Here is a 23,376-nt window from a genome sequence, read left to right on the forward strand (position 1 = left end):
CGGGCCCTGTGATGGCCCATTTATATCCGGGGTAACGCAATGCTGCGTATCAAAGAACTCGTAAAGCGCTATGGCAACGACAAGGCGGTTCTCAAGAACCTGAACCTTGAAGTACCGGGCGAAAGTGTCGTTTCCATTATTGGCGCTTCGGGGGCGGGCAAAAGTACCTTGCTGCGCTGTATCAACCGATTGGTCGAACCGTCTTCGGGGTCCATCGAACTTAATGGCACCGAACTGACCAGCCTTGAAGGCAAGGCACTGCGTCTGGCACGGCGCCGCATTGGCATGGTGTTTCAGGGGTTCAACCTGATTGATCGCCTGACCGTCATGGAAAACGTTCAATCCGGGCGTCTTGGCTATCTTCCGGCGTGGCGCGCGATGACGCGCAAATACCCACAAGAAGACATCGACCGGGCATTTCATTTGATGGAACGTGTGGGCATTGCCCATTACGCCAACAAACGTGCCGATGAACTTTCCGGCGGGGAACGCCAGCGTGTCGGGGTTGTGCGCGCCTTGATGCAGGAGCCAGAAATCCTGCTGGCCGATGAGCCGACCGCATCCCTTGACCCGAAAACATCCAAACAGATCATGGAACTGCTGCGCGCACTGGCGTCTGAGCTGCATCTGCCGGTTCTGATCAACATCCACAACGTTAACGAGGCCAAGGAATATACCCAGCGTATTGTTGGCATGCGGTTTGGCCGCATCATTTTCGATGGCGAACCCGTCGATCTGAACAATGACGCGATGGACGAAATTTATGCCGGTGTCCCAGCCGAAGAACGCGGCGGGGCCGAAAGCAGCACCCATTTGCGTGAGGTTGCGGCAAAATGAACACGACCGTTGAAAAAACCGGTCGCACCTGGAAAAAGCCGCCCTTTATCGCCAATCCGGCGATCCGTTGGGCGCTGATTATCGGGATTGCGGCCTATGTCTGGTGGGCCTTAACCAGCCTGCCATTTGATTGGGATCGTATTCAACAAGGCATCCCACGCGCTATCCGCATTTTTAAGGGCGCATTCCCGCCCAGCTTCCTGCGGGGTGAGTTGCTGTTTGATGGCTTTATGGAAAGCATCAAGATCGCGATTGTCGCCACCCTTTTGGGGCTGGCACTAAGCGTTCCGATTGCCTTTGCATCCGCCTCAAATGTTGCGCCTAAATGGCTTTATACCATCGGGCGTGGCGTGATCATTGTCGCGCGGTCATTCCATCCGGTCATTGTTGCCATCCTGTTTGTGAAGGCCGTCGGGTTTGGGCCGCTTGCGGGTATTTTGACCCTGACGATCTATTCGATCGGGTTTGTTGCCAAAATGCTGGCCGAGCGGATCGAAGAAATTGATTGGGGTCAGGTCGAGGCGATCAAATCAGTTGGTGGGGGCACATTTGTCACCATGCTGTATGCCGTGATCCCGCAAATCATGCCCCGTCAGATCGGCCTTTCGATCTATCAACTTGATAGCAATCTGCGTGCATCCGCCATTGTTGGCATCGTCGGTGCCGGCGGGATTGGATCGACGTTGCTGAATGCCTTTGGGCGGTATGACTATGACTTCGCACTGGCGATTACGCTGTGCATCATTGGCGTTATCCTTGTCAGTGAAGCCATCAGCGGCCGGATCAGGAGGAACCTATGGTAGCCACCACACAAAATTCCGGTCCTGACGCCATCGCCCACCGCGAATGGTCCCGTTATAGCAGCAAGCAACGCTGGATGCGGTTTGGCGCGACAGCACTTGTTGCGCTGGCGGTTATCTGGTCTTTATCGACGATCAATATCATCTGGCCGTGGTTGTGGGATGCCCCACAACAGATGGGCGATTTGTTTGGGCGTATGTTCCCACCGTCCCTTGAGGGATGGAAAGAAATTGCCTGGACCCTTTTGGAAACGATCAATATCGCAACGATTGCGACATTCTTTGCCGTTTTCATGTCCTTGCCGATTGCCCTGATTTCCGCACAGAACACCACGCCGAACCGCTATACCCTATGGCTTGGCCGGTTTATTTTGGTCTCGTCGCGTTCGGTTAACACCATCATCTGGGCATTGCTGTTTGTGGCGGTGTTCGGACCGGGTGTTTTGGCCGGTATTCTGGCAATCGTGTTTCGATCACTTGGCTTCCTTGGCAAATTGCTGGGCGAAGCGATTGAGGAAATTGACCGTGCCCCGATTGAAGCCCTTGAGGCGGTTGGTGCATCGCGGTTCAAAATCCTGGTTTACGGGGTTATTCCGCAAGTCATGCCGACCTTCTTTGCCGTGTCGATCCTGCGTTGGGACATTAACCTGCGCGAAAGTACGGTTCTGGGTCTGGTTGGTGCCGGGGGAATTGGCATCATCCTTCAAGGCGCGATTGATACCTTTGCGTGGCAGACCGTTGCAACGATCCTGCTGGCGATTATCGGCCTTGTGATCATTGGCGAGGCGATTTCAGCTTACCTGCGTAAAAAGGTGATCTAACGTGACGAAAACGTACGACCTTCTGGTCGTAGGCGGCGGCATCAATGGGGCGGGTATCGCCCGTGATGCCGCCGGTCGCGGGCTGTCTGTTCTGTTGGTCGAACAGCGCGATCTTGCCTCGGCTACGTCTTCTTCCTCGACCAAACTTATCCATGGCGGCCTTCGATATCTTGAACATTACGAATTCCGATTGGTGCGTGAAGCGCTTCAGGAACGCGAAGTTCTGTTATCCGCGGCCCCGCATATCATCTGGCCACTAACATTTGTTTTGCCGCACCACCGCGGGTTACGTCCCAAATGGATGCTGCGCGCGGGTTTGTTTTTGTATGACCATCTGGCCAAACGCAAACGCCTGTCGGGGTCACGTGCGGTATCATTAAACGGCACCGCCGAAGGCGATCCGTTAAACAGTGCCTTTCACAGCGGATTTTCCTATTCCGATTGCTGGGTCGATGACGCACGCTTGGTCGTGCTGAATGCCCAAGATGCACAGGCACATGGCGCGGATATTCGCACCCGTACCCGGTGTGAAAGCCTTATGCGCAATGCCGATCATTGGCAGGCAACATTATCGCCAGAAGATGGATCGACCGAGGTTATCCATGCGCGATCTGTGGTCAATGCCGCGGGCCCGTGGGTCACAAACATCGTTGATCATGCGGGCCTTGGTGATAAGGCCGCAGGCTTGCGGTTGGTCAAGGGCAGCCACATTGTTGTGCCGCGCATTCATGATCACGACCATTGCTATATTTTTCAAAATAGCGATGGGCGCATTGCCTTTGCCATCCCCTATCAGCGTGACTACACCCTGATAGGCACCACCGATGTCCCCTATGACGGGGATCCGGCGATGGTTAAAATCAACAGCGATGAAATCGACTATATGCTTGATTTGGTGAATGGCTATTTGGCCAAGCCGGTCACGCGCGACGATATCGTTTGGGATTATTCCGGGGTGCGGCCGCTTTATGATGACAAGAACGACAATGCATCGGCGGTGACCCGTGATTATGTCTTTGATCTTGATACCGGGGAACATAACGATGTCCCGCCGATCCTGTCGATCTATGGCGGCAAGATCACGACATATCGCCGCCTTGCGGAACATGCGATGCAAAAGCTTTGCCCCGTACTTGGCAATTTTGCCCCCGATTGGACGGCGGATGCGATCCTTCCGGGTGGGGATATGCCAGACGCGGACTTTGACCGTTTCCTGGCGACGGCCAAGGCGCAGTTTCCTTGGATGCCCGAACCGCTTTTGCATCGGCTCTCCCGGTGCTATGGCACGGCCCTTTATCAAATTATCGGGGGTGCCTCGGAAACATCACAATTAGGACAACAGGTTGCGCCAAACCTGTATGAAGTTGAATTGTCCTACCTGATGGCGCATGAATGGGCCCGCACCGCAGACGATGTTTTGTGGCGCCGGACCAAGCTTGGCCTTGGGATGCAGTCTGATCAGGTCGCTGCAGTCACTGACTGGTTTGCCGCCCAAGCCCGACTTGGTCGGGCTGCACACTAATTCAAAATAAAAGGCGGTGAAGAAATTCACCGCCTTTTATGCATTTGAAGTCATCTGGATCGCGCAATTGCGCAGGCTTAGTAAGCATATTCCTTGAACAGCGGATCGACCGAGCCATTCCACTCGGTTTCATACTTATCCAAGAATTCCTCGGCCAAGGTACGACCGCTTTCGGCGACGTCTTCGAGGCTATCAAGGAAGTGGCTTTCATCATCGCCATAGCCATCCATGCGACCCCGGTTTTTCAGGCCCTGCTTGGAAATTGCCAGAACGTCCTTGGCAAGATCCTGCACCGTGCCGTTTTTAAACTTGGTGGCAAGGGCGGTGCGCGGCACATCGTTACGCAGCGCTTCGCGTTCTTCGTTGCTCAGATCGCTGACCAAATTCCAGGCGGCATCCAATGCGGCATCATCATACAGCAAGCCAACCCAAAGGGCCGGCAACGCGCAAATGCGTTTCCACGGGCCACCATCGGCACCGCGCATTTCAAGAAACTTCTTAAGGCGGACTTCCGGGAAGGCGGTGGTCATATGATCTGACCAGTCATTCATGGTCGGACGTTCACCGGGCAACACATCAAGTTTGCCAGCCATGAAATCACGGAACGACTTACCCGCAGCATTGATGTATTTGCCATCGCGATAGACAAAATACATCGGCACATCGAGCATATAATCAACATAGCGTTCAAAGCCAAAACCGTCTTCGAACACAAATGGCAGCATGCCACAGCGATCCGGATCGGTATCGGTCCAAACGTTCGAGCGTGCCGACAAGAAGCCGCTTGGTTTGCCATCAATGAACGGCGACGCGGCAAACAGGGCCGTTGCGACCGGCTGCAAGGCCAAAGACGCGCGGAATTTTTTGACCATGTCGGCCTCGGACGAATAGTCCAGGTTGACCTGAATGGTTGAGGTCCGCAGCATCATATCAAGGCCAAGATTACCGACCTTTGGCATATAATCGCCCATGATCGCGTAGCGGCCTTTTGGCATCCACGGGATGTCTTTGCGTTCCCATTTCGGGTTATGCCCGACACCAAGCATATCGATGCCAAGGTCATCACAAATCTGGCGCACCTGATGCAGGTGGGTGTGTACTTCACCACAGGTCTGGTGAATATTTTTAAGCGGCGCACCCGACAATTCAATCTGCCCACCCGGTTCGAGCGAGACAGAGCATTTGTCCTTGGTCAGCGCAATGACATTGCCGTTTTCAATGACTGGTTCCCAGTCATAATGTTCGGCAAGGGCATTCAGCAGGGTTTTAACCCCACGTTCGCCTTCGTAAGGGATGGGGCGAAGATCATCGCGGGTGAAGGCGAATTTTTCGTGTTCGGTGCCGATGGCCCAGTCGCTTTTTGGCGTACAGCCGGACTCGAACCATTCGACAAGCTGGCGCCGGCTTTCGATTACCGGGCTATCGCCAGTGGAGGCGCTGACAGTCATAAGGGCTTCCCCTAATCTCTCGTGACGGGCTGGTTCGACCAGTCGCCGATACGATCCTGAAATACAGTTAACGCAGCAATTGCCGCCGTTTCGGCCCGCAAAATGCGCGGTCCGAGACTAACAGGGGTGGCAAAAGGCTGTTTACGGATATTTTCAAGTTCGTCGGCGCTAAAGCCGCCTTCAGGTCCAATCACGAGTGCATGGTTAATAACATTGACATTGTCGATAACCGAGCCAGCGCCCTTTGCCAAGAGCTGACTTAACACTTCACCAATTGGTGACCCTGATCCGGTTTCGTCACAAAACAGCAAATGGTTGTTTTCCGGGCACTTCGCCACCCAATCCAGCAGACGGACGGGTTCAAATATTTCTGGCACGGTCAGGCGTTCGCACTGCTCGGCGGCTTCGATCACCTGTGACTGCAACCGATCAAGGCGCACCTTATCGGTAATGCCGTGCTGGGTAATGACGGGCTGAAGCCGCCCGACCCCCATTTCGACAGCCTTTTCGATCAGAAAATCCAGACGCTGCTTTTTGATCGGGGCGAAAACAAGGGTCGGTCCGACTTCGGTTCCTTGCGGGCGCAATTGCCGTTCAACCGCAACACTTCCCTTCTTTTTACGCAATGCATTAATGGTTGCGAGCCACTCGCCATCTAGACCATTAAATATCTTTACAGGCGTTCCGGGCTTGAGCCGCATCACATGTTCAAGGTAATGAGACTGTTCAGGGGAAAGTTCGATCTCGGATCCGGGCGTGATAGGATCGGAAACGAAAAGGCGTTGGCGCGCACGGGCGGCGTCTGCTGTCATGGATATCCTCAAACATAGCCCAAAGCCAAAAAATGGCCGGGTTCGAATTCGTTAGGCGTTACATAGGTCGATTATGACACAGGTCAACCAACCAATACAGACTGGCAAGAACGATATGCCCCAAGACGGCTGGATTGACCGTTTTGTGCCCGAACCCGCACGGCCGTATTTAAAGCTGTTGCGTCTGGATCGGCCGATTGGCACGTGGCTTTTACTGTTGCCGTGTTGGTGGTCGACCGCGATGGCGGGGGGCATTACGCCGGGCATTGGGGCAAAACAGATCGTCATTATGATGACGCTGTTTGCGATTGGCGCGCTCATCATGCGCGGGGCCGGTTGTGTGATCAATGATCTGGCGGATCGTAATTTTGATGGCAAGGTCGAACGCACCATCACCCGCCCGCTTCCAAGTGGGCAGGTAAAAGTCTGGCAGGCATTGGTGTTTCTTGCCGCGATATTGTTACTCGGCCTTGCGGTTTTGGTGCAGTTTCGCATCGAGGCGATCATTGTCGGCCTGTGTGCCATGCCAATTGTGATCACCTACCCGTTTATGAAACGCATCACCTATTGGCCGCAGGCGTGCCTTGGCCTAGCGTTTAACTGGGGCGCGCTTGTTGGTTGGGCCGCGGTGACCGGCACGGTCGAGCCAGCCGCAATTGCTGTGTATGCCGCCGGGTTCTTTTGGACACTGGGCTATGACACGATTTATGCCCATCAGGACAAAGATGACGATGCCAAAATCGGCCTGAAATCACTTGCGCTGCGTCTTGGCGATGCGACGCCGAAATGGGCAAAAGGGTTTTATATGGCAACCACCCTGTTGCTGGGCGTTGCCGGGACGTTGGCCGATTTGCATTGGTCGTATTTTGTCTTGCTGGGTCTTGCCGGTATTCATCTTGGCTGGCAGGTCGCGACGGTGAAACTTGATGATGCGGCGAACTGTTTGAAACGGTTTAAATCCAACCGTGATTACGGATTGCTGGTGTTGGCCGCAATTGTGTTGTCACACCTGATTGCGATTGCATGATATTTTAAAACAGACATTGGATAAATCAGGTCTGGGATTTTCAAAACGGAACCCCATCTGTTTGACATTCCGCTGGTTGGCATCGTGCTGTTTGTCATCCTGTTTGAACACATTTCGTACATTTTAATTTACGTATAAGGGCCTGTTTATGACCGCACCGCTGGCCTTGATGATTGCCGGGCTGATCCTTGCCGGGGTTGGTGCCCAATGGATGGCATGGCGCGCCGGTGTGCCCGCCATTGTGTTGCTGTCCGCGCTTGGACTGGCCTTGGGGCCGGGCACCGGCTGGATTGATCCGGTGGCCGATTTTGGACCGTTGTTGCAGCCGCTTGTCGCGGTTGCCGTTGCTGTGATCCTGTTTGAAGGCGGCTTGGCGCTGGATTTCCGGGAATTGCGCCACAGTGTCAGCGGCATCTTGCGCCTGACAACAATCGCCCCGCTTTTGGCCTGGTTGATGGGCGGTGTCGCAGCCCATTATCTGGCCGAATTGTCATGGCCGGTCGCGGCCCTTTTTGGCGGCATCATGATTGTCACCGGTCCAACGGTGATTGCCCCGCTTTTGCGCCATGCCCGCATGGCCAAACATCCCAGCACGCTTTTGAAATGGGAAGGGATTGTTAATGATCCGATTGGCGCGCTGTTTGCGGTTCTGGCCTATGAGATCATTGTCGCCCTGCATCGCGGAAATGACCTCAGCACCGCCATCGGGCATTTGGCCCTGACCATTATTGTTGCCATGGCGATTGGCCTTGTGGTGGGCTTTTGCACCGTTCAGGTATTCCACCGGGGTTGGATCCCGGAATTTTTAAAAGCGCCGCTGGTTTTAGGCGTGCTTTTGACCTGCTTTGCCGGGGCCAACATCGTTCAGGAAGAAACCGGTCTTTTGGCGGTCACGGTACTTGGTCTTGTGATCGGCAATGCGCATTTGATGGCGATTGATGAAATCCGCCGGTTTAAAGAAACCCTGACGGTTATTTTGGTTTCAAGCGTGTTCATCATTCTGACCGCGACCTTGAAATGGTCGATGGTTGAAGAGCTGACCTGGGGGCATGGCCTGTTTGTTTTGGCGATGCTGTTTGTGGTGCGCCCGGCGTCGATCATCGGGGCGTTGGCCTTTTCCAAGATTGATTGGCGCGAACGGATTTTGGTGGGCTGGATTGCCCCACGCGGCATTGTCGCCGTGGCGATTTGCGGCCTTTTTGGCACCGAACTTGTAAATCTTGGATATAGCGACGGCGCACTTTTGATCCCGCTTGCCTTTGCCATGGTGTTTTCAACGGTTGTGTTGCACGGATTTTCGATCCGTCCGATGGCGCGCTATCTTGACCTTGCGGTTAATGGTCCGCCCGGTGTTTTGATTGTTGGCGCCCAACAATGGACGATTGATCTGGCCACCCGTCTGGATGAGCTGGATATTCCGGTCGTGATTACGGATTCACGTTGGCACAGCCTGCGTCCGGCCCGCGAAGCCGGGCTGACCACTTTTTATGGCGAGGTGCTGTCAGAGGTGTTTGAGCATCATCTGGATACGTCCGCGTTGGGCAAACTGATCGCCACCACGGATAATGACGCCTATAACACGCTTGTCTGTACCGACTTTGCCCCCGAATTTGGCCGTCGTGCAGTATTTCAAACCGGTATTCACCGATCCCCCGAAGATCGCGGTCGCCACAGTGCCAGCCAAACCTTGGGCGGTTTGCCGTTTTGTTCCGAACCGCTGACCACCGATGATATCCGTTATGCCTATCGCAGCGGTGCACAGGTGCGCCATACCCGGTTAACAGATACCTTTGGCTGGGAAGATTTCATTGGCCATCATGAAAAAGCCCCGCCGGTCTTGGCCCTTGTGCGTGGTAATCAGCTTTTCATCGGCTCCGAAATCCCCAAGGCCAAGGCACGCGATGTTATTATCTATCTGGGCGAGCGTGATGCGGAAAACGGATCGTAAAGAACCGCTTGCCCCGACACCGCAAAGCCGATACTCCCGGGCGATGATGACCGCCACCGCACCTAAGCCCAAAGCCGAGAAAACCAGATCACTCAAGACCAGAGCAGCAAAACCATGACCGAAAACGTCTTTGCCGACGCCTTGGTACCCGAGGTCGACGATCCGCAATTTGCCGATCTGATCGAAACCTTTACTGTGCCCGCACGTGTGCCGCTGGCCCCTGAGATTGAGATGTATCTGGCAACCCACATCACCCCGCTTTGGCAGGCGACGGAAGATATTTTGGGCGTGCTTGATATTCCCCCACCCTATTGGGCCTTTGCATGGCCCGGCGGACAGGCCATTACGCGCTATATACTGGATCATCCGGAAATGGTGCGTGGCAAACGGGTTCTTGATTTTGCCTGTGGCGGCGGCATGCAGGCGATTGCCTGTGTGATGGCCGGTGCGGCCGATATTTTGGCCAATGATATTGATCCAGTGGCGATTACGGCAACGCGCCTGAATGCCAAGCATAACGACGTTGAATTTCCCACCACGACCGAAAACTTTGTCGGCACCAGCGCACCGGAAAAACGGTGGGATGTGATTTTTGCTGGCGATGTTTGTTATCAGCAAGATATGGCAAATGCCGTACTGCAATGGCTGATGGCCGAAGCACGCCTAGGCACCCGGGTTATTTTGGCTGATCCGGGCCGGACATACGCCCCGACCCACAATATTGACGAGCTGGAAACTTATGACGTTCCGGTCGATGTCGCGGTCGAGGATACCGACACCAAATTTACCCGCATCTGGCAGCTTTTGCCCGACCGGGAAAATTTGGCGTAATCAAAACCCGGATTAGCCCGCGATGCTTTTCACACAGCGATTAAGTTCGCCAATGCCGTTAAACACGAACTGAATGTTTTTGGAAATGTCGTTGGTGACACCTGTCTGTTCCTCGACGGCAGATGCAACCGTGTTGACATAGTCACTGACCGAGTTCGCTGATTCTGAAATTTGTCGGGTGGACTCAACGACGCGCTGGGTAATGCCCAGCATCGAATTGATCTGTGTTTCGATTTGATCGGTTGCCTTGGCAGTTTGGGTAGCAAGGCTTTTGACCTCGCCCGCAACCACGGCAAACCCTTTACCGGCATCCCCCGCACGGGCGGCTTCGATTGTGGCATTAAGCGCCAACAGATTGACCTGATCGGCCAGTTCGCGAATGATTTGAACAACGCCAGTCATGGCCTCGGACGTCGTTTCCAACTCGTCACGGATACCATCGGCCATTTCGGATTTGGCGACGATATCATTCACCGCTATTTGTGATCGGTGCATGCTTTCGCTGATTTCCTGGATCGCGGCCAACATTTCCTCAGAGGCACTTGCCACGGCTTCTGCACTGGCTGTTGATCCTTCGGCAAGTTCTTCGGCGGTGTGACGGGTCATCACCTGTTTGGTGACATCGGTTGCATATTTCACCACCTTGAACGGGCGCCCGTTCATGTCAAATACCGGGTTATAACTGGCACTGATCCAAACTTCCTTGCCGCCCCGGCCCATGCGTTTAAATTCGCCGGTTTGATATTCCCCGCGTCGAAGTGCGGCCCAGAATGCGGCATATTCATCGCTTTGGGCATATTCGGGCATAACGCACATACTGTGATTGTTGCCCTTCAAATCGGCAAGCGTATAGCCCATGGCGTTTAGGAAATTTTCATTGGCATCAATGATGGTGCCATCCATGTCAAACTCAATCACCGCCTGAGATTTTCCGATCGCGGCGATTTGCCCGGCATAATCGGCGGCACGCAATTTATCCTGCGTGATGTCGGCGGCGTATTTCACCACTTTAAACGGCCGACCATTTAGATCCATGATCGGATTGTAACTGGCCTGAATCCAGACTTCCTTGTTGTTCTTACCAAAGCGCTGATATTCGCCGGTGGTGTAGTTGCCAGCACGCAGCGTTTTCCAAAACTGTTCATATTCAGCACTGTTGGCATATTCGCGCCCGACAAATATGCGGTGATGTTTGCCGACAATTTCATCAAGCTGATAGCCCACCGCATCAAGGAAATTCTGGTTGGCCGACAGGATGGTGCCATCCATATCAAACTCAATCACCGCCTGGGATTTTCCGATCGCGGCGATTTGCCCGGCATAATCGGCCTTTTGGCGTTTATCAGCGGTAATATCGCTGGCGAATTTGAACACTTTGTACGGTTTGCCGTTACGGTTCAGGACCGGGCAATAGGTTGCCTGAATCCACACATCCTTGCCGCCCTTGCCAACCCGGTGAAACTCGGCGGTGAAAAATTCCCCTGCACCTAGGCGTTGCCAAAATTCCGCATATTCAGAACTTTCGACGTAATCCTTGGCAACGAACATGCTGTGATGCTTGCCTTTGACCTCGCTAAGCTCATAGCCCATCAACGCCAAAAAGTTCTCGTTCGCCGTGATGATTTTGCCATCAAGTGTGAATTCGATTGTGCCTTGTGACTTTTGGATTGCATCAACGATATGCGTATCATCACGACCTACACCAAACATTGCAGTCTCCAAACAGACAAAGAAGGTCTGCCGTCAAACCAATGCGCAGGGATACGAACGCAACAAGATGACCGCGACCTCCCTAAAACAGGGGGCTGTGTTTGGGCGTAAGCGGCACCAGGGCGCTAACGGCAAACACCCTTTGCAACTTGGTGATTTCTCTTACCGCTTTAAATAGTGTGACATGATTTTTTGGCGAAGTTGGGGATCGTCGATCAATTGCAAAATCAGGCTGGGACTTGGCGCATGGCCCGATCGCCTAGCAACATGGCATAACATGTCCCATTGGCTTTTGGCGGGGAAACGCCGATTGCGCCCGGCAATATCAATCAAGGCAAAGGTTTCTTCGCGGTCAAAACAATGGCCCGCCACCGATTGATAGCTGCCAACCCGATCTGGCGTCACACCGCAATCAAGGGTGATTAACGCCCCATCGATCTGACTGTAATTGTAGTGATCTGGCACGGATTCCGTGCTGTGCATGTGGCTAAGCTGGGTCGGGGTTAGCCAGGTGACCGCAACCCGGACCGTTGTGCCCGGCGACGGGGCCAAGGTGGCGGGCAGTGCGCCATACCCGGTGATGTGTGCGGAATAGACAATATCATGCCCCGCCATCCAGCCAAACGTGACCGGCACGGGGTCCTGATGATTGGGCGGGGCAAATTTGCGCGCCAATTGCACCGGTGCGCGATTGGACCCAACAGCCAGAACCGGAGTACGACCCGCGATTAACGTTTGAATGTCATCGGTGCCGGTTTGGTGAACCGCACCATTTACAAACAAAAAATCATGATCGGGCGCATCATAGGGATACAGAAACGCGCGCAGGATTTCCTGCGCGCGTGGATGCTGTTCGACCTGTTGGCGCAACACGGTATCCGTGATTTTCTGCGCATCGGAAATCGAAAACATAGTCTTCTTAGTACTCAGATCTAAGATCGTTTGGGTCGCGATTAACCTTCGACAACGCGATAACGGCAATTGCAGTTATCGACATGCTGCCAAGCCAGTTTCGACCACGCTTTTTCTGCATCCTCAAAGGTTGCATACGGACCGTGGCGTTCTTCTTCGCCGCCTACCGGGGTTTCAAAATCGGTGGTTTCGTATTCGCCGCCAACGACCCAATATTCTTCGAGCCGTTCAACGCGATAACGCGAATTGGCGTCGTCAACCGACTGCCAAGCCATTTTCGACCAGTGCTTTTCTGCGTCTTCGAAGCTGCCAAACGGACCAACTTTGGTTTCTTCGCCAATTGGCTGATCAAAACCGGTATCCTGATAGGTGCCCCCGATAACCCAATATTTGGCCATCTGTGCGTCCTTCATGCTTTTGGTGATTTTCCATGCCGCGTGTTGTGGGTCACGCGACTCAATTCCTTGCCCTTGTATACCCAAATGATGCGTCAACCAAAACCGCAAAGTTTCGTATAACCTTGCAACGCAGCATTCCGACTGTATTTGGGGATGCGATTACAAAGTTGCAAACTCTTCTTTGCCAACAGCAAGGTTGTCCGATCTCGCAGCAACGCGTATGAAGACAACACGAATTCAAAGCTTAGCAGATGACAGGTGCCATGCCCTATCAATCCCTTCGTGACTTCATGGATGTGCTGGAAAAATCCGGCCGTCTTGTTCGTGTCACTGAACCGGTTTCCCCCAACCTTGAAATGACCGAAATCCAGACCCGCCTTCTTGCCGAAGGGGGCCCGGCGGTCTTGTTTGAAAATGTTGTCGGGGATGACGGCAAAAAATATGACATGCCGGTTCTGGTCAATTTGTTTGGCACCGTGGACCGCGTGGCAGAGGGCATGAACCGCAAGCCCGAAGAATTGCGCGAAGTTGGCGAAACGCTTGCCTTCTTAAAACAGCCAGAACCACCTGGCAGCCTGAAAGAAGCGTTTTCAATGCTGCCGCTGGCCAAAACCGTGATGGCGATGAAACCAAAAACGGTTTCCAAGGCACCCTGTCAGGAAATCGTCATGACGGGTGATGATGTCGATCTGTCAAAAATCCCCATTCAGTCGTGCTGGCCGGGTGAACCGGCCCCGCTGATCACATGGCCCTTGGTCGTAACCCAAGGCCCGTCCGCGGGCAAAAACGGCGGCGACAAGCGCGATGTGTTTAACCTTGGCATCTATCGCATGCAGGTGCTGGGTAAAAACAAAACCATTATGCGCTGGCTAAAACATCGCGGCGGGGCGCAACAATACGCACGCTGGAAAAAGGAAAAACCCGATCCGCTGCCGGTCGCGGTTGTTTTGGGGGCTGATCCGGGCACCATTTTGGCCGCTGTGACCCCGGTGCCTGATACCCTGTCAGAATATCAGTTTGCCGGGCTTTTGCGCGGGCAAAAGGTCGAGCTGGTCGATTGTAAGACCGTGCCGCTTAAGGTGCCTGCCACCGCCGAAATCGTGCTTGAAGGCTATGTTTCACTTGATGAATCAGCGCCCGAAGGGCCGTATGGCGATCATACCGGCTATTACAACTCGGTCGATGAGTTCCCGGTATTTAACATCACCGCGATTACCATGCGCAAAGACCCGATTTATCTGTCGACCTTTACCGGCCGTCCGCCAGATGAGCCGTCGGTTCTGGGCGAAGCGCTAAATGATGTGTTTGTCCCGATCTTGCAGCAGCAATTTACCGAAATCGTTGATTTTTGGTTGCCGCCAGAAGGATGCAGCTACCGCATTGCGGTGGTGTCGATGAAGAAAGCCTATGCTGGTCATGCCAAGCGCGTGATGATGGGCGTTTGGTCATTCCTTCGGCAATTCATGTACACCAAATTCGTCATCGTCGTGGATGACGACATTGATGTGCGCGATTGGAAAGACGTCATGTGGGCGATCTCAACCCGGATGGATCCGGTGCGCGACATCACCACGGTGACCGACACCCCGATTGATTATCTTGATTTCGCATCTCCGGTCAGTGGTCTTGGCGGCAAGCTTGGCCTTGATGCCACCAACAAGTTCCCGGGCGAAACAAACCGGGAATGGGGCGAAAAAATCTACATGGAAGATGACATCATCAACCGTGTGGACGAAAAATGGGACCGATACGGCTTGCCCGGATCAGGCAAGAAAATCTGGAAAGACTAAGGCCCCTCCAATTACGGGATTAAATCCCGTGAAAAACCATATTCAATGCGTTGGTGAGTTTGAAGGCATCTTCAAATTCACCAGCTTTCTCCCCCAATTCTGATGTGCTGAGCGTCGCGATAAACTGCGGCAACCGCACCCAATCATCCCCACCAATTTTAATCACCGGATTAAGCCTGTCGGCAGGAAGGGGAAATTGAGAAGTCGATTTTAAGGGAACCACGACGCGGGATCGAAAGTCTGACAAAAGTTCGGCCTGCACATCGACAACGTATCCTTCTTCAAACCGAAAGATATCCCCCCGCGCCATCAGAATTTCCGATGCGATGCCAGTGGAACACCGTGCTGCTCGACGCAGGTCTTGCTTGCATCAATTGCAGCTTGGTTTTCCTACTTCCAAAGTTCGGCGCGACGTTTCGCAACTTCTTGCCTTAACCCCTGCTCCGCCGTTCGGGAAATATTGATCCCCAATACCTTTGCTTCGGTCAAAAGCGCAACATCAAGACTGATAGTGGTTGGCTTTCTCTGTGGCTTTGTCGCGGAGACTGTCATCACACTGAACCTTTTATGCGCATGATCTATGCGCATATTCTGCAAATGAACCCTATAATATTAATTTCGGAAAAATCGCCAGTGGTCGCCATTTTCTGCGGCTTCTTTGGAATAAAAGAACTGCGGCGCATCGCACATGAAATCATCAACCCGAATGGCGAACTTGCAGAGTTCATCGTCGCCAATCACTTGGGACATGAATTCGGTGCTGTTTTCCTGCCAGCTCATCAGCGGCGGCGCGGTTTCATCGTAAATGCAAAGTGCAACCTGTTCGGAGCTTTCAAACGGAAGATAATGGATTTCGCTTTGCAGTGTGCCGCCGTCATTGGTGACAAACAACATCGCAAATCGCGGACCTTCCGGACTATCAAGGTCAACCCAGCCGGCAATCCGATCCACCGCATCGTCACAGGTAAAATCACCCGTCAGCATTTGATGCCGGTAATTTTGGGCATATTGCCCACCCTGCATACGCATTTCGTAATAGAGTTGGTTGGGGGTTACCGGATCAGCCTTCGCCCCGCCTTCTGTGGCACCTTTTTCGGGCAAAACCCCGTCAGACGTTGGCGTTTCATCGGCATGCGCAACGCCACCCGATGCGCCCCACACCCCAGATATACCCGATACATCCATTGCCCCCGCCAAAGCGAAAGCAAAAACAAAACCCGTCAACATTGCATGTTTGCGCATATTTTTTCCGTTTGCCTGTAAGGAGCCGTCCCAGTGATCGGGCGTTTGAACAACCCAACACCAAATAGCGATAAAAGTCGCCAAAAGATATGCCCTTGCCGATCCATCTTTACCGCGCCACCTTTGGTACAGCAAAGCAATTGAAGCAAACCAGAAATCTGTTTTTGTTTCGCCCCTTTGCGAATGCGTCTACGCACCCTATAAAGTACCCATCACATTCCGAAGTAAGGGAGCTTCCATGCCCAAGACCGACATGACACTTGATCGCATCACCGATATTCTGGCCCGCGCAAAGAAAGCCGGTGCTGATGATGCAGACGCCGTTTATGTCGAAGGAACGTCGCTTTCGGTGGCGCAACGGCTGGGCAAAATGGAAAAGCTTGAACGTTCCGAGGGGGCCGATCTTGGCCTGCGGGTTTTGATTGGCAAGAAACAAGCCGTTGTTTCATCCTCTGACACCAGCGATGCCGCCCTGAACGAATTGGTCGAACGCGCCGTTGCCATGGCAAAAAACGCGCCCGAAGATCCGTATTGCGGTATTGCCGACCCATCCGAACTTGCCGAAACGTTTGACGTTGACGCGCTTGAGCTGTGCGAGCCGGGCGAAGTTGATCAGGACAAAATGATCGAATGGGCGACCGCCTGTGAAGAAGCCGCAAGATCGGTTGAAGGCATCACCAATTCCGAAGGGTCAGAAGCCGGTTGGGGCCGCCATCAAATTACGCTGGCCGCGACCAACGGTTTCATCAATTCCTATGCCGGGTCAGGAAGCCACATTTCAGTATCGGTTCTGGCCGGGACCGGCACGGCGATGGAACGCGATTACGATTATGACAGTGCAGTGTTTTCGACCGATCTTCGCGATCCGGTCGATATTGGCAAAAAGGCCGCCGAAAAGACCTTGCGCCGCCTGAACCCGCGCAAAGTCAAAAGCGCACATGTGCCCGTCATTTTGGACCCACGCGTTTCGGCGTCCATCGTTGGGCATTTGTCGGGTGCGATCAATGGAGCGGGCATTGCGCGCGGTACCAGCTTCCTTCTTGATGCCATGGGCAACGAAATTTTCGCGCCGCATATCAACATTGTGGATGATCCGCACCGCAAACGTGGCCTTCGGTCCAAACCGTTTGACGCCGAAGGTGTCGCCAATCAGAAACGTCACCTGATTGAAAATGGTGTGTTGAAAACCTGGATCATGGATTTGCGGTCCGCCCGCCAGCTTGGCCTGAAATCAACCGGTAACGCATCGCGCGGGGCTGGCAGCCTTCCGAGCCCATCGACCACCAACCTTTATATGGAACCGGGCACGATTTCACCGGCCGACATGATCAAGGATATCAAGCAGGGTCTTTATATCACCGAAATGATCGGCAGCAGTGTGAACGGTGTTACCGGCGATTATTCGCGCGGTGCATCGGGCTATTGGATCGAAGACGGTGAATTGGTCTATCCGGTATCGGAAATCACCGTCGCCGGGAACCTGAAAGACATGTTTAAAACAGTCGTCCCGGCAAGCGATTTGACCTTTAAATACGGCACCAACGCCCCAACACTGCGCATTGATGGCATGACGTTGGCCGGTCAGTAAAACGCCCGCTTAAAGACATGAGATAACGAAAAACGCCCGGTCCAATTGGAACCGGGCGTTTTTTGTATCTATGCTAGACGTGTTGTTTAGGCGGCACGGATTTTGGTAACGAAGGTATCAGTTGCCCCTTTAAGGGTATCGAAGTTCTGCGACAACATATCAACCGCCGTTAGCACATCACCCGATGCCGTTCCGGCCTCATTGACCGCTTCTGACACGGTGACGATGTTCGAACTAACAACCGTCGTGCCGGTGGCGGCCTGTTCGATATTGGCGGCAATTTCACGGGTGGCCGCAGATTGCTCTTCAACAGCCGATGAAATGGTTGCAACGATACCTTCCATTTCGGAAATGGTTTTGCTGATTTGTTCGATCTGATTAGATGCATTGCCCGTGCGGCTTTGCACACCGGCCACCTGACGCCGGATTTCATCGGTTGCCTTGGCCGTTTGCGAAGCAAGGGTTTTGACCTCGTTCGCGACCACGGCAAATCCAGCACCAGATGCCCCCGCACGCTGCGCCTCAATGGTCGCGTTTAGGGCAAGCATGTTGGTTTGATTGGAAATATCAGTGATCAGTTGCAAGACTTCCTCGATATCATTCGACGCGTCGACAAGCTCTGTCATGCTGGTAAAGGCTTCATGCGCCTGCTCAACCGCCTTTTTGGCAACTTCACTTGAAAATACGACCTGACGGTTTATTTCCTCAATCGCGGCATTGAGTTCTTCGGTGGCAGAGGCAACAGAATGGACGTTGCCACTTGCTTGCTCGGTGGCGGAGGCAACTGCCGTGGTTTGCTCGGACGCGTTTCGAGCAATTTGCGACATGGCATTTGCGGTTGCCTGCAATTCAACTGCCGCGGCGGCAACGGCTTCGATGATACCACCGACACTGTTGGTGAAACTGTCGGCTGTTTGGTTCATGAAGACCCGCTGGGCATCTTTGGCGCGGGCTTCTTGTTCGCGGGCTTGTGCTTCGAGTTCGTCATTACGGATCGCACTTGCCTTAAACACTTGAACGGCGGCAGCCATCGTGCCGATTTCATCGCCGCGCCCCTGCCCCGGTACTGTCACGGTTAGATCATGATCGGCCAATTTGCGCATCACGCCCGCAATCGCAATGATCGGCTTTGACAGGCGATCACCAAGTATCCATGCTATTGCAATGCCCAAAACCACCCCGGCAAGCGACGCAATCAGGATTTCTTTTTCTGCCAGACTGACTTTGGCGAGGACGTCTTGAAAGATGCTTTTTTCCACCGCAGAAAGTTCCTGTTTAAGGTCTTCTGCATCGGCAACGATCTGCGCACTTTCTTCGCGCATCGCGCCATTGACGTTTTCTTCGATCAGAAGCTCATCCGCGCGGATTTTTTCAAACACAGTGCGATAGTCGCGCAGTATCGTAACCGCATCGGCGAGAACTTGCTTGCCGTCTGGTGACACCAGTTTTTGATCAAGTGCGGTTAAGGCGGCTTCTAGTTTGCGAAACTCATCGGCGGACTTTTCGCCAAAGCTATCATCCTGGCGACCGATCAAGATGTTGGCATACAAACGCGCAAGCAGGGCATGCTCGCGGGCATCTGACACGATTTGATAGGTTTCAAAATCACCGGTTCTTCCGGCATAGGCCGCCAATTGGTTTAGATCAGACAGGATTTTGATGCCGCTTGGTTCAAGCTCCTCAAGGATCAAGCTGTGGTATTCGTCGCTCAGTTGCTTTGCCTTGGTGAAATTGGCCAAATAAGCATCAAGCGACGCCGCGATATGATCAATTCGCGCACGGCGGTCTTCGCTAACGAACATTTCACGTGCGTGCTCGAGCATCGGTGCCAGTTCCTCTGCAATCAGGAAAACCTGCTTTGCATCGGCTTGATTGGCCGTATTGGCAAATTCACGTGCGTGAGAACTAAACTTTAGAAAGCGCGCCTCAATCTCGGAGATCGCCGACGCTTCTTCCACATAGACCGCATATTCTTCGACATCGTGGCTTACCGAAACAAAGCTGACATAGGCAAAGGCAAGTGCCCCGATCAAAACCAGCAAAACCACGGAAAAGCCGCATAGAATTTTTGTACGTACACGCATATCCGCAAACACCCCACCCTGCGCAATCGGCACCAAAGCACTCGACGCCATTGAACTTCTCCCTTGCTGACGGCAATGCTTTTCAACATCACAGACGACGCCTTTCGCCCTTTTCTGATCCCCTGTTTACCCGACCAACTTTTGGCATTACGGGTTGAAACAAAAAGACTAAAAAGCGCGTCCTTCAACTCAAATGGGTGCTTGAAAAGGTTTTACAATCTAGGCTACCCCTTTGGGTAGGATCAGCATGTAAAGGGATAGGACCCGCAGGAAACAGCCAAAAATCATCCCGTCCCTTCACGCGAACAGGATCAACATTGACCGCGCTTATCGACATCGCAGCACGGGTCCTTCCAATGGGATAAGACCTATTTGTCTGAGGTGATTTGCAAAATCGGGGTATTGGGCGATGTTAAAGCATCGCCCGGGCCATTATGTTGATTGGCATAAAGGGTTGGCACCATCAAGCGCACCGGATAGGGCGACAAACTGATTTCACAGGGCAGCTTTCCAGCATTTTCGCCATCAATTTGGATCGGCGCAGGCCCGCAATGGCTTTTGATCGTCAGACGTTCGGTGCGCACCAGCGACACATCACTTTGTTTGTGCAAGCGGTGTAGCGTCAAAGCCAGGCCATAGCGCGCCAAGGCCCAAATGCCGTTGCCCGGCATCATCAAAACATCAAGCTGGTTTGACGTCAGGGACGCATCATCTGAGATCACAAACGCGCCGCCATAATGCTTGGCATGGGTAACGATGACACCAGAGGCGCGGTAATTTTCCCGACCAATGCATACTTCAAAGTCACGGTGACGCGGGAAAAAGATGCTGCGCAATCCTTCAAGAACGTATGCGCCCTTGCCGATCAGGCGCTTTAACCGCAAGGACACGTTATCTACCGTATCGGCATCCGCGCCCATCCCGACCATCAGGAAAAACGCACGGCCATTTACAACGCCCGGTCGCACCCAAACCATGCCGGGATTGTTGATATAATCCGCAATTACCTTGGCCCGCAGGCTAAGCCCGACTTCAACGGCAAGTACATTGGCCGTTCCCAATGGAATGATGCCAATCGGGGGCACGTCATGCCCATCAATCTGGGCATCGAGCAACCCGTTCAATGCTTCGTTGAGCGACCCATCACCACCGGCAACAAATAACCGTTTATGTGCACGTACCTTTCGCGCCAATTCACGGGCATGGCCGGGATGGGTGGTTTGCAGCAATTCAACCTTTACCCCGGCATGTTGCAGAATTTCCGACAAAAACCGTTGTTTATTCCCACCTGCGCGCGGATTGAAAATGATGGTCACTTCGGGCTGGGACATTCAGGTTCGTCTTCCGCAATAAAACCGAAATAGAAGCAAAGAACTTGCTAGGATATGAAGCAAAACATGTAACAGTTGTTTGACAGAACCGCGAATTTTATGTGAACGGGTTATATATTCACGGGTTTTATTATAAACGGATACTGGTTGGGGACAGTATCCGGCGTCTTTAAAGGCCGGGTTCCAGCCATCCTTTTGGCAGGATACGGAGGGGCGGAAATGACAGCGATGACGCTGCAACCGCATTACCGCACGGTCTGGATATCGGATGTTCACTTGGGCACACGTGGATGTCAGGCAGACCTTCTTTTGGATTTCCTCAATGAAGTGACGGCAGATACCTATTATCTGGTGGGCGACATTATCGATGGCTGGCGCCTTAAGAAAAGCTGGCATTGGCCCGAAAGTCACCACGCCGTTATAACCACAATCATGGACAAGGCCAAGAATGGCGCAAAAGTAATCTTTGTGCCAGGCAACCATGATGAATTTGCCCGTGAATTTGTCGATATGACATTTGGCCATGTCGAAGTCAAAATGAACGACATCCACGAAACAGCCGACGGCAAACGGCTTTTGGTAATCCATGGCGATGAATTTGACGGGGTTGTCAAATATGCGCGTTGGTTGGCCTATCTGGGGGATACGGCCTATAACTTCGCCATCACGCTCAACCGCTATTACAACGGAATTCGCCGCCGGTTTGGCTATGGATACTGGTCGCTTTCGGCCTATCTGAAAAACCGGGTGAAAAACGCGGTTCAATTCATCTGTAATTTTGAAAATGCCGTTGCCCACGCGGCCGCCAAACGCAAGGTGGACGGGGTGGTATGCGGACATATTCACCATGCGGAAAAACGCATGATTGGCGATGTGCTTTATTGCAATGACGGGGACTGGGTTGAAAGTTGCACCGCCCTTGTCGAAGACAAAGACGGCAAACTTGAACTGATCCATTGGGCCGAAATGCGCCAAATGGCCATGACCCATTCAACAGCGGGTCGTGATGCCGCCAGTGCACCGTCGGTTGGTCTTGGCAAACTGATTTCCATGTTCCGTATCGCCCATGCTTCGGGCAAATCCGCATCGCACACATCCAAAAAAAGTGACGATGCACCGATTGGAAAGACTGCATGAAAATACTGATCGTAACCGACGCCTGGTATCCACAGGTGAACGGTGTTGTCCGTACCCTTGAAACCGTACGGGGCGAGTTGGGCGCGATGGGGCATGACGTTCATGTTATCTCGCCCGATCAGTTTAAAACCATTCCCTGTCCGACCTATCCTGAAATCCGCTTGGCCCTGTTTGCCAAACGCAAAATGGCCGAGATGATCCAGGCCCTGCAACCAGTTGCAATCCATATCTCGACCGAGGGACCATTGGGGCAAGCCGCACGCGCTTATTGTCTTAAACACGGTCTTCCTTTTTCGACCGCCTATCACACGCGTTTCCCGGAATATATTCATGCCCGGATGCGGTTGCCGTTATCGATCTCCTATCGCGGCATGCGCCGGTTTCACGGCAAATCACAATCCGTGATGGTCGCCACCGAAAGCCTGCGTCAGGAATTATCAGATTGGGGGTTTGATAATCTGCATATCTGGTCACGCGGGGTGGACCTTGACCTTTTCCGGCCACAGGCAGATGCCAGCTTTGGCGACCTCCCCAAACCCCATTGGCTGTTTGTCGGTCGGGTCGCGGTAGAAAAGAATATCGGCCATTTTCTGGACCTTGATTTGCCCGGCACAAAATTTGTTGTCGGCGATGGACCGCAATTAAACGAACTGCGCCAGAAATACCCCAACGCGCAGTTTCTGGGCAAAAAGGTTGGCCAAGACTTGGCTCATGCCTTTGCGGCGGCGGATGTTTTTGTCTTTCCCAGCAAGACTGACACATTTGGCCTTGTCATCCTTGAAGCATTGGCATCGGGCACCCCGGTTGCAGTCTTCCCGGTTCAAGGGCCCGCCGACATCGTACGCGGCACAAAGGCCGGTGCGATTGATGCCGACCTTGGCAAAGCAGCCCTCGCCGCACTTGAGCTTGATCCAAAAGATGCGCGGGCCTTGGCCGAAAGCTATAGCTGGCACAATTCCGCCAGCCAGTTCCTGCATAACCTTGCACCGTTTTCCGGCGGATTTGATGGAGTAGAAGCCGTCCGCATGTCTGTCGAAGATGCGGCGCGTGGGCCTGCATCAGCCCATACCGATAACGAAAGCCACGCGCCCAGCAATGCCCCCCTTGGTCAACCAGCGCAGTAACGCGCTGGTTCGAA

At 53.3% G+C, this 23,376-nt stretch carries 20 protein-coding genes and 1 pseudogene; 11 read left to right on the forward strand and 10 right to left on the reverse strand.

Features of this window, described 5'->3' with window-relative positions:
* Window positions 1-39 precede the first annotated feature (39 nt).
* The 4 genes from phnC to glpD are packed head-to-tail and all read left to right on the forward strand — an operon-like array spanning window position 40 to window position 3,980.
* Window positions 40-837 carry a phosphonate ABC transporter ATP-binding protein gene (phnC, locus tag HCZ99_RS07745; RefSeq protein WP_167446370.1) on the forward strand — a complete coding sequence of 266 codons (798 nt, stop codon included), beginning with the start codon at window positions 40-42 and terminating at the stop codon, window positions 835-837.
* The gene (gene phnE / locus HCZ99_RS07750; RefSeq protein ID WP_167446371.1) at window positions 834-1,640 is read left to right on the forward strand and encodes a phosphonate ABC transporter, permease protein PhnE; all 807 of its coding nucleotides are present in this window, start codon (window positions 834-836) and stop codon (window positions 1,638-1,640) included. The genes phnC and phnE (HCZ99_RS07750) overlap by 4 nt, the downstream gene beginning before the upstream one ends.
* Window positions 1,634-2,458, forward strand: a complete 825-nt coding sequence (gene phnE, locus HCZ99_RS07755) for a phosphonate ABC transporter, permease protein PhnE (protein WP_167446372.1) — start codon at window positions 1,634-1,636, stop codon at window positions 2,456-2,458. Before phnE (HCZ99_RS07750) ends, phnE (HCZ99_RS07755) begins: the two co-directional genes overlap by 7 nt.
* Window position 2,459: 1 nt before the next feature.
* Window positions 2,460-3,980 carry a glycerol-3-phosphate dehydrogenase gene (gene glpD, locus HCZ99_RS07760; protein WP_167446373.1) on the forward strand — a complete coding sequence of 507 codons (1,521 nt, stop codon included), beginning with the start codon at window positions 2,460-2,462 and terminating at the stop codon, window positions 3,978-3,980.
* A gap of 77 nt (window positions 3,981-4,057) precedes the next feature.
* On the opposite strand, the gene HCZ99_RS07765 is transcribed toward glpD, so the two are convergent.
* Together HCZ99_RS07765 and HCZ99_RS07770 are read right to left on the reverse strand one after the other, a co-directional pair.
* Entirely contained in the window at window positions 4,058-5,428 is a 1,371-nt protein-coding gene (locus HCZ99_RS07765) for a glutamate--cysteine ligase (protein ID WP_167446374.1), read from the reverse strand.
* A gap of 11 nt (window positions 5,429-5,439) precedes the next feature.
* Entirely contained in the window at window positions 5,440-6,240 is an 801-nt protein-coding gene (locus HCZ99_RS07770) for a 16S rRNA (uracil(1498)-N(3))-methyltransferase (protein WP_167446375.1), read from the reverse strand.
* Window positions 6,241-6,313: 73 nt separating this feature from the next.
* Between HCZ99_RS07770 and ubiA the strand changes: the two genes are divergently transcribed.
* From ubiA to HCZ99_RS07785, 3 genes are all read left to right on the forward strand, one after another.
* A complete protein-coding gene (gene ubiA, locus HCZ99_RS07775) occupies window positions 6,314-7,267 on the forward strand; it encodes a 4-hydroxybenzoate octaprenyltransferase (RefSeq protein ID WP_167446376.1) in 954 nt (317 codons plus the stop codon).
* Window positions 7,268-7,415: 148 nt separating this feature from the next.
* The gene (locus tag HCZ99_RS07780; RefSeq protein WP_167446377.1) at window positions 7,416-9,215 is read left to right on the forward strand and encodes a cation:proton antiporter; all 1,800 of its coding nucleotides are present in this window, start codon (window positions 7,416-7,418) and stop codon (window positions 9,213-9,215) included.
* Between the two features lie 114 nt (window positions 9,216-9,329).
* Window positions 9,330-10,046, forward strand: coding sequence for a class I SAM-dependent methyltransferase (locus HCZ99_RS07785; RefSeq protein WP_167446378.1), 717 nt, complete (start codon window positions 9,330-9,332; stop codon window positions 10,044-10,046).
* Window positions 10,047-10,058: 12 nt separating this feature from the next.
* On the opposite strand, the gene HCZ99_RS07790 is transcribed toward HCZ99_RS07785, so the two are convergent.
* The 3 genes from HCZ99_RS07790 to HCZ99_RS07800 all read right to left on the reverse strand — a co-directional run bounded on the left by HCZ99_RS07790 (window position 10,059) and on the right by HCZ99_RS07800 (window position 13,081).
* Window positions 10,059-11,756, reverse strand: a complete 1,698-nt coding sequence (locus tag HCZ99_RS07790; protein ID WP_167446379.1) for a methyl-accepting chemotaxis protein — start codon at window positions 11,754-11,756, stop codon at window positions 10,059-10,061.
* A gap of 162 nt (window positions 11,757-11,918) precedes the next feature.
* Window positions 11,919-12,668, reverse strand: a complete 750-nt coding sequence (locus HCZ99_RS07795) for a hypothetical protein (RefSeq protein WP_167446380.1) — start codon at window positions 12,666-12,668, stop codon at window positions 11,919-11,921.
* A gap of 41 nt (window positions 12,669-12,709) precedes the next feature.
* The gene (locus tag HCZ99_RS07800; RefSeq protein WP_254869513.1) at window positions 12,710-13,081 is read right to left on the reverse strand and encodes a DUF4170 domain-containing protein; all 372 of its coding nucleotides are present in this window, start codon (window positions 13,079-13,081) and stop codon (window positions 12,710-12,712) included.
* A 248-nt stretch (window positions 13,082-13,329) separates the two neighbouring features.
* Between HCZ99_RS07800 and HCZ99_RS07805 the strand changes: the two genes are divergently transcribed.
* Window positions 13,330-14,856, forward strand: a complete 1,527-nt coding sequence (locus tag HCZ99_RS07805; RefSeq protein WP_167446381.1) for a UbiD family decarboxylase — start codon at window positions 13,330-13,332, stop codon at window positions 14,854-14,856.
* Between the two features lie 19 nt (window positions 14,857-14,875).
* Here the strand turns inward: HCZ99_RS07805 and HCZ99_RS07810 are convergent, their stop codons facing one another.
* From HCZ99_RS07810 to HCZ99_RS07820, 3 genes and pseudogenes are all read right to left on the reverse strand, one after another.
* Window positions 14,876-15,166, reverse strand: a complete 291-nt coding sequence (locus HCZ99_RS07810; protein WP_167446382.1) for a CcdB family protein — start codon at window positions 15,164-15,166, stop codon at window positions 14,876-14,878.
* A pseudogene (locus tag HCZ99_RS07815) lies at window positions 15,166-15,444 on the reverse strand (type II toxin-antitoxin system CcdA family antitoxin). The gene HCZ99_RS07810 and the pseudogene HCZ99_RS07815 overlap by 1 nt, the downstream one beginning before the upstream one ends.
* Before the next feature lie 24 nt (window positions 15,445-15,468).
* Entirely contained in the window at window positions 15,469-16,041 is a 573-nt protein-coding gene (locus tag HCZ99_RS07820; protein WP_175581434.1) for a hypothetical protein, read from the reverse strand.
* Between the two features lie 295 nt (window positions 16,042-16,336).
* On the opposite strand from HCZ99_RS07820, the gene HCZ99_RS07825 reads away from it, so the two are divergent.
* Entirely contained in the window at window positions 16,337-17,686 is a 1,350-nt protein-coding gene (locus HCZ99_RS07825) for a TldD/PmbA family protein (protein ID WP_167446383.1), read from the forward strand.
* A gap of 86 nt (window positions 17,687-17,772) precedes the next feature.
* Here HCZ99_RS07825 and HCZ99_RS07830 read toward each other — a convergent pair whose 3' ends face one another.
* Both HCZ99_RS07830 and HCZ99_RS07835 read right to left on the reverse strand, forming a co-directional pair.
* Window positions 17,773-19,821: a methyl-accepting chemotaxis protein gene (locus HCZ99_RS07830; protein ID WP_167446384.1), complete on the reverse strand. Its 2,049-nt coding sequence runs from the start codon at window positions 19,819-19,821 to the stop codon at window positions 17,773-17,775.
* 317 nt (window positions 19,822-20,138) lie between these two features.
* Window positions 20,139-21,101, reverse strand: a complete 963-nt coding sequence (locus tag HCZ99_RS07835; protein ID WP_167446385.1) for a diacylglycerol/lipid kinase family protein — start codon at window positions 21,099-21,101, stop codon at window positions 20,139-20,141.
* Between the two features lie 219 nt (window positions 21,102-21,320).
* Here HCZ99_RS07835 and HCZ99_RS07840 point away from each other — a divergent pair, with 219 nt between their 5' ends.
* Together HCZ99_RS07840 and HCZ99_RS07845 are read left to right on the forward strand one after the other, a co-directional pair.
* Window positions 21,321-22,238: a UDP-2,3-diacylglucosamine diphosphatase gene (locus tag HCZ99_RS07840; RefSeq protein WP_167446386.1), complete on the forward strand. Its 918-nt coding sequence runs from the start codon at window positions 21,321-21,323 to the stop codon at window positions 22,236-22,238.
* Window positions 22,235-23,362: a glycosyltransferase family 4 protein gene (locus HCZ99_RS07845; protein ID WP_167446387.1), complete on the forward strand. Its 1,128-nt coding sequence runs from the start codon at window positions 22,235-22,237 to the stop codon at window positions 23,360-23,362. The genes HCZ99_RS07840 and HCZ99_RS07845 overlap by 4 nt, the downstream gene beginning before the upstream one ends.
* Window positions 23,363-23,376 lie beyond the last annotated feature (14 nt).

Origin of the sequence: Thalassospira lucentensis (assembly GCF_011806425.1) — a bacterium.
GTDB classification, from domain to species: Bacteria; Pseudomonadota; Alphaproteobacteria; order Rhodospirillales; family Thalassospiraceae; genus Thalassospira; species Thalassospira lucentensis_B.

What these genes read in the sequence shown, in the direction of transcription:
- phnC (WP_167446370.1), top strand. Translation starts at nt 40, where the DNA reads ATGCTGCGTATCAAAGAACTCGTAAAGCGCTATGGCAACGACAAGGCG.
- phnE (WP_167446371.1), top strand. Translation starts at nt 834, where the DNA reads ATGAACACGACCGTTGAAAAAACCGGTCGCACCTGGAAAAAGCCGCCC.
- phnE (WP_167446372.1), top strand. Translation starts at nt 1,634, where the DNA reads ATGGTAGCCACCACACAAAATTCCGGTCCTGACGCCATCGCCCACCGC.
- HCZ99_RS07765 (WP_167446374.1), bottom strand. Translation starts at nt 5,428, where the DNA reads ATGACTGTCAGCGCCTCCACTGGCGATAGCCCGGTAATCGAAAGCCGG.
- HCZ99_RS07770 (WP_167446375.1), bottom strand. Translation starts at nt 6,240, where the DNA reads ATGACAGCAGACGCCGCCCGTGCGCGCCAACGCCTTTTCGTTTCCGAT.
- ubiA (WP_167446376.1), top strand. Translation starts at nt 6,314, where the DNA reads ATGACACAGGTCAACCAACCAATACAGACTGGCAAGAACGATATGCCC.
- HCZ99_RS07780 (WP_167446377.1), top strand. Translation starts at nt 7,416, where the DNA reads ATGACCGCACCGCTGGCCTTGATGATTGCCGGGCTGATCCTTGCCGGG.
- HCZ99_RS07785 (WP_167446378.1), top strand. Translation starts at nt 9,330, where the DNA reads ATGACCGAAAACGTCTTTGCCGACGCCTTGGTACCCGAGGTCGACGAT.
- HCZ99_RS07790 (WP_167446379.1), bottom strand. Translation starts at nt 11,756, where the DNA reads ATGTTTGGTGTAGGTCGTGATGATACGCATATCGTTGATGCAATCCAA.
- HCZ99_RS07795 (WP_167446380.1), bottom strand. Translation starts at nt 12,668, where the DNA reads ATGTTTTCGATTTCCGATGCGCAGAAAATCACGGATACCGTGTTGCGC.
- HCZ99_RS07800 (WP_254869513.1), bottom strand. Translation starts at nt 13,081, where the DNA reads ATGAAGGACGCACAGATGGCCAAATATTGGGTTATCGGGGGCACCTAT.
- HCZ99_RS07805 (WP_167446381.1), top strand. Translation starts at nt 13,330, where the DNA reads ATGCCCTATCAATCCCTTCGTGACTTCATGGATGTGCTGGAAAAATCC.
- HCZ99_RS07810 (WP_167446382.1), bottom strand. Translation starts at nt 15,166, where the DNA reads ATGGCGCGGGGGGATATCTTTCGGTTTGAAGAAGGATACGTTGTCGAT.
- HCZ99_RS07820 (WP_175581434.1), bottom strand. Translation starts at nt 16,041, where the DNA reads ATGGATGTATCGGGTATATCTGGGGTGTGGGGCGCATCGGGTGGCGTT.
- HCZ99_RS07825 (WP_167446383.1), top strand. Translation starts at nt 16,337, where the DNA reads ATGCCCAAGACCGACATGACACTTGATCGCATCACCGATATTCTGGCC.
- HCZ99_RS07830 (WP_167446384.1), bottom strand. Translation starts at nt 19,821, where the DNA reads ATGGCGTCGAGTGCTTTGGTGCCGATTGCGCAGGGTGGGGTGTTTGCG.
- HCZ99_RS07835 (WP_167446385.1), bottom strand. Translation starts at nt 21,101, where the DNA reads ATGTCCCAGCCCGAAGTGACCATCATTTTCAATCCGCGCGCAGGTGGG.
- HCZ99_RS07840 (WP_167446386.1), top strand. Translation starts at nt 21,321, where the DNA reads ATGACAGCGATGACGCTGCAACCGCATTACCGCACGGTCTGGATATCG.
- HCZ99_RS07845 (WP_167446387.1), top strand. Translation starts at nt 22,235, where the DNA reads ATGAAAATACTGATCGTAACCGACGCCTGGTATCCACAGGTGAACGGT.